Source organism: Catellatospora bangladeshensis (genome assembly GCF_016862575.1).
Taxonomy (GTDB): Bacteria; Actinomycetota; Actinomycetes; order Mycobacteriales; family Micromonosporaceae; genus Catellatospora; species Catellatospora bangladeshensis.
The window spans coordinates 1-5,598 of the sequence record NZ_BONF01000057.1; the positions used below are offsets into that span (position 1 = coordinate 1).

The window sequence follows — 5,598 nt, forward strand, 5'->3', positions numbered from 1 at the left end:
GCGGTCTGCCGCGCCACCCTCTGCCGCGCCCGCGGTCTGCCGCGCCACCCTCTGCCGCGCCCGCGGTCTGCCGCGCCACCCTCTGCCGCGCCCGCTCTCCGTCGCGCCGGCCGTCTGCCGCGCCATCCTCTGCCGCGCCGATCTTGCGCGAACTGTGGGTGCGACACGCCTAAATCGCCCCAAACTACCCTCGCTAAGTGCAAGATCGACGCGATCTTGGGTGGGTGGGGTGGCGATGATCGGGTTCTCGTGTCGAAATGTGTGGTGGGACCGCAGGTTGTGACACGAAGTCGCGATCATGCCGACATCGCGCGTGACCGGGGCGGGCTCGGAGCGCCGGGCGGGAGGTCAGGGGGTGACGGCGGCCAGGCGGGACAGGGCGGCGGTGCGGGTGGACTCGACGGTGGCGGCGAGGGCTTTGACGGCGGGGTCGGAGCCGGCGGACTGTTCGGAGCCGGCCAGCATGCGGCACTGCTCGAAGTGCGCGCGCAGGCTCGCGGCCAGCATCGTGTCGAACTCGGCGCCCGACTTCGCGGCCAGCAGCGCGAGGTTCTCCTGTGTGATCATGCCGGGCATGTCGTGGCCCTCGTGCGGGTTGGTCTCCGGCGCGCCGGTCTTGGCCAGCGCCTTGCGCAGCTCGGCGACCTCGGTGTCATGCTGACGCGCCACCTCGGCGGCGAACGCGCCCAGCGCGGCGTCGCCCGCCCGCTGCGGAGCGAGCCGCAGTGCGGCCAGCATGCGCTCGTCCAGCGCGATCATCAGCTGCGTCCACGCGACATCGGTGCTGATCGCACCCGCTGACGGCACGGTCGCCGCGCCGGGCGGGGTGGCTGCGCCCGTGCCGCCCGCCGGATCACCGCCGGGCGCGCCGGACGCGGCCACGCCGGCGGCGGGAGGGCCGGACACCGTCGCGCCCGCTCCCGGCGCGGAGCCGGCGCCGCACCCCGCGAGCAGCAGCACCGCCGCGCTCGCGTACACCCGGAATCTCATCGCGGACCTCCACCGGCCTCTGCGGCGATCTTGCGCGAACTGTTGCCTTTATGTCCGATGGGAGTGTGTCGTCCCCACAGTTCACGCAAGATCGGCGCGGGAGAGTGGGGGCGCCGGGCGGGGCGGGAGAGGGGTGCCGTCCCGCCCGGCGCGGGTTTCAGATCAAGGGCGGCCGTTGGCGCCGCACTTGATGATGGGGCGGATGCAGTCGCGGACTCGGCGCTCCATCTCAGCCGCCGGCCAGGCGTTGAAGAAGTCGCCGTGCATGGTGTAGCCGCGGCCGGAGGAGAGGCGGATGCGGGCGGGGTCGCCGGTCACCGGGTAGCGGAGCACCTGGCGCAGCTTCGGCACCGGGACGGGGTGCGTGGCGGGGCAGGCGCCGTTGACCGGGTACGACATGTGGCTCTTGTGATCGGCGGAGTCGAGGTTGACGCCGTCCCAGCACTGCGGGAAGTCGAGGTACGACTCCAGCATCGAGTCCGACGGGCAGTTGACGAAGTCCTTGCCGGGCGGGACCTCGCCGTGGTGCAGGCAGGACCAGCGGGCGATGCTCTGGTCGCCGCTGGTGGCCTTGGCGTTGCCGGCCACGATGCGCAGGCCGACGGGCAGGGCCTGGATCTGCGCGATGATGTCGTCGCGCACGCCTTCACCCAGGTAGTAGAACGTGGTGCCGGTGGGGGCGACGGGCACGTCGTTGACGTACATGGTCGGCACCCAGTACGACGACAGGTCCTCGATCGGATTGCAGTTCGTTCCCGCGTTGGCCAGGCTCGTGTACGTCGAGAACGCGTTGGTGGACGTGTTGCCCATGAAGTCATGCATGTGTGACCCGCCGGGCAGGTTCGGGAAGACGATCGGGTCGTCCGGCAGGCGGTGCGTGAACGGGCAGTCGGCCAGGAACTCGGCGACCCGGACGATCGGGCCGCCCCCACCGCCGCCGCCGTCCTGCCCGAACACCTGGAACTCCCACAGCGAGACGCCCCACTGGGTGGCGCGCGCGGTGGCGTAGAGGCGGACGTAGCGGCCCGAGACGTTCACGTTGAGTGACTGGTCGGCGCCGTTGTGGTTGGTCGTGGTGTGGAAGGTGCTCCACGTGTTGCCGTCGGCCGAGGTCTGGAGCTGGAAGTTGCGGGCGTACGCCCCCTCCCAGTCCAGGAAGATCCGGGTGATCGCCCGGCTGCTGCCGAGATCGATACGGATCCATTGCGGGTCGGAGAACGCGCTGGACCAGCGCGTGCCGGGGTTGCCGTCGACCGCGTTCGAGCCCGGCGTGCCGCCGTTCTCGGTCGAGCTGACGGCGACCGGCCTGCCCTGGGAGAGCGAGATCTCGGCGGCTGCTGCCCCACCGGTGGTGGCGACCAGGTAGGTTGCGAGAACGGCCGTGACGGAGGCGATGAGCCCGGCGGTGCGTAGCCGCCGGCGGCCAGGAATCGGTGCGAGACGATTCATGGTGTTTGCTCCCTACGGGAATGGGACGGACGGGTTTCCGCTGGGGGCTGGGGGCCCTGCGGGGCTGCGGGGCCCCCAGCCGGCGGTCGTGCTACTGGTAGACCCGGACGTAGTCGACCAGCATCTGCGCCGGGAACGGCGTGCTGGCGTCGGGCGAGCCCGGCCAGTCACCGCCCACGGCCAGGTTCAGGATCATGTAGTGCGGGTGGTCGTAGACCCACGGGCCGCGGGTCGCCTCGACGGTCGCCTTGCTGGCGTAGAACACCTCCGTGCTGTCGACGAAGAAGCGGATGCCGTTGCTGTCCCACTGCGCGGCGTAGACGTGGTAGTCGGCGGAGAGGTCGATACCCCAGACCTTCTCGAAGCCGTACCCGCCGCCGCCGTTGTAGGCGGGCGCGTGCAGCGTGGTGTAGCTGCGGGTGGTGTCCCGGCCGAGGATCTCCATGATGTCGATCTCGCCGTTGTAGGGCCACGGGCGGCCGGTGAGGAAGTCGGCGCCCATCATCCAGAACGCGGGCCAGAAGCCGTTGCCCTTGGGCACCTTCACCCGGGCCTCGACCCGGCCGTACTGGAAGTGGAACTTGTTGCCCGTGTTCATCCGGTGCGAGGTGTACTGCATCCCGCCCGCGGCCTCACGACGGGCCTCCATCACCAACTGGCCGGCGCCGTTCATGTTCGCGTTGTTGTTGTTCGTGTAGTACTGCAGCTCGGCGTTCTGGCCGGTGCCGGTGTCGATGGTCCACTTGGACGCGTCCGGCTTGCTGCCCGCCGCGCCGTTGAACTCGTCGGAGAACACCAGGCGGGTGGCCGGGAACGTCGGGTTCGGCGGCTGGGCCGGCGGCGTGGTCGGGGCACCGCCGGTGCCGTACACCTGGAACTCCCACAGCGAGTAGCCGTAGCCGTTGGAGCGCTGCGTGCCGTACATGCGCACGTAGCGGCCGGTGCCGTTCACGGTGATGTTCTGCTTGAACCCGGTGCTGGTCGTGGTGGTGTAGATCGGCGTCCAGTTGACCGCGTCGCTGGACGTCTGCAGCTGGTACGCCACCGCGAAGGCCGGGTCCCACTGCAGCACGACCCGCTTGATCTGGGCCGTAGCGCCGAGATCGACGTAGATCCAGCCCGGGTCGGTCCAGGCCGAGGTCGCCCAGCGCGAGGCCGGGTCCAGGTCGAACGCGCGCGCCGGGAAGCACTGCCAGCAGGCGCCGTCATCCTGCGAGGACGAGGCGACACCCGGCTTGTTGTACGACAGCAGCACCTCCCCGCCCGGGTTGGGCGAGGGCGAGGTCGGCGGGGACGCCGACGGGGAGGCGGGCGGCGGCGAGGACGGCGGGTTGCTCGGCGTGCCGCCGGTGCGCACCGCGAACTCGAACAGCGAGTAGCCCCACGCGGTGGCCCGCGCGGTGCCGTTGAGCCGCACGTAGCGGCCGCTGCCGGAGACGGTCAGCGTCTGGGTGCCGCCGGTGCCGGTGGTGGTGCTGTAGATGTTCGTCCACGGGCCGGTCGCCGAGCCGGAGACCTGGATCTGGAACGCGGTCGCGTACGCCGCCTCCCAGGTCAGGATCACCTGGCAGATGCTCTGGGCGCTGCCCAGGTCCACCTGGATCCACTGCGGGTCCGCGAAGGCGCTGGACCAGCGGGTGCCGGTGCTGCCGTCGAACGCGTTGGCCGCGGCGAACGCGCCCTCCTGCGAGGAGGCCGAGGCCGGGCGGCCCAGCGCGGCGTTGGCCGTGCCGCAGCCGCCGCCCCCGCCGATCACGCCGAAGACCTGGAACTCGTAGAGCGAGTAGCCGTGGATGGTGGCGCGGGCGGTGCCGTTGACCCGGACGTACCGGCCGGAGCCGCTGACCGCGAGCGTCTGCGTGCCGCCGGTGCCGGTGGTGGTGCTGTAGATGTTCGTCCACGGGCCGGTCGCGGAGGCCGAGACCTGGATCTGGAACGCGGTCGCGTACGCCGCCTCCCAGTTCAGCACGACCTGGCTGATGGCCGCGGTGCCGCCGAGGTCGACCTGGATCCACTGCGGGTCCGAGAAGGCACTGGACCAGCGGGTGCCGGTGCTGCCGTCGACGGCCGCGCTCGCCGGGAACGCGGCGTTCTCGGTCGAGGAGGCGGTGGCCGTTTTGCCCTGCGAGATCAGGGGGTCGGCGGCGTTGGCGGAGGTGGCGACCACGGCGAGGGTGGAGGCGAACATGGCCCCCACCACGGCCGCGACGGTGTACCACCGCCGGCCGCGGACAGACGGGGAGCGCGGCGGGGGTGCCGCGTTCGGGACGGATCTCATGTCATCTCCTGATGGATGGCTCGAGACCGCGAGGGCAGCGCCCTCGCGGCGAAACGTCGGATCGCCCGGCGCGCCGTTGGAGGGGCGGCGCGTCGTGCGAGCGACGTTCAGGTGCCCGGAATCGCCTCCGCAGCTCGGTCGGTGCGGTGATCAGCGGTGGCGCTTCCGGTGGCGCGGTGCATGCCGCGATCGCGTGCCGACCGGGACCGGCGGCTCGGGGCTGAGGCCCGGTCCCGGGGCACGGCGTCACCGCCCGGGGGCGGCGGATCGCCGCGTGCTAACGACTTAATGCCCGAAGGTCATCAAGCCGGACAAACAAGTGAGGGAGCGCTCTCTGGAAGAATCGTCCAGGACCGCTCTTATGTCAATGGCGGTCATTGGACGTTTGATCGAGGCGCAGGTCGTTAACGTTGCCGAAATTTCTCGGTGACCTCGGCAGGCACGTCCGGGGCCGGTCACGGCGCCGCCGGCGGCCCGGCGGAAGTCGGCACGATCCGGATCGGGCGTACGCGCGGCCGCCTGCGTCCGCTGGTGGGCGGGTGAACCCTCAGTCATGCGGTGGCTGTGCGCGCCCGGACGGCGCCGCGTCGTCGGCATCGGACGGGAGGTCGCGCTTTGTAACGAGACGGCAACGGCATCTTGACAGGCGAGCGGCGTGGGGCGAGTGTCAGTGCCATGCGGTAGAGCGCTCTCTGGGGAGCGCTCTCCGCCTAGATCAACAGTGATTGACCTGCACTTCTGTTCCACGCAAGTTCCCTGAGTAGCTGTAGCTGGAGGAGCTCCTGATGCGTTCAGCACTGACCGGTGCCGGCCGCCGGCGCCGTTTCGCGGCCGTGGCCGCACCACTGATCGCGGCCGCGCTGGTGCTGGGCACCGCCGCG

At 71.0% G+C, this 5,598-nt stretch carries 3 protein-coding genes; all 3 read right to left on the reverse strand.

The annotated features are described in order from the left end of the window. Positions 1 to 348: 348 nt before the first annotated feature. A complete protein-coding gene (locus Cba03nite_RS36645; protein WP_203756700.1) occupies positions 349 to 990 on the reverse strand; it encodes a DUF305 domain-containing protein in 642 nt (213 codons plus the stop codon). A 162-nt stretch (positions 991 to 1,152) separates the two neighbouring features. After that, positions 1,153 to 2,439 (reverse strand): DUF1996 domain-containing protein, encoded by a 1,287-nt coding sequence (locus Cba03nite_RS36650; RefSeq protein ID WP_239126291.1) that lies wholly within the window; start codon positions 2,437 to 2,439, stop codon positions 1,153 to 1,155. 91 nt (positions 2,440 to 2,530) lie between these two features. Beyond that, on the reverse strand, positions 2,531 to 4,717 hold the full coding sequence (locus Cba03nite_RS36655) for a discoidin domain-containing protein (RefSeq protein WP_373315802.1): 2,187 nt from the start codon (positions 4,715 to 4,717) through the stop codon (positions 2,531 to 2,533). Positions 4,718 to 5,598: the final 881 nt, after the last annotated feature.

What these genes read in the sequence shown, in the direction of transcription:
- Cba03nite_RS36645 (WP_203756700.1), bottom strand. Translation starts at nt 990, where the DNA reads ATGAGATTCCGGGTGTACGCGAGCGCGGCGGTGCTGCTGCTCGCGGGG.
- Cba03nite_RS36650 (WP_239126291.1), bottom strand. Translation starts at nt 2,439, where the DNA reads ATGAATCGTCTCGCACCGATTCCTGGCCGCCGGCGGCTACGCACCGCC.
- Cba03nite_RS36655 (WP_373315802.1), bottom strand. Translation starts at nt 4,717, where the DNA reads ATGAGATCCGTCCCGAACGCGGCACCCCCGCCGCGCTCCCCGTCTGTC.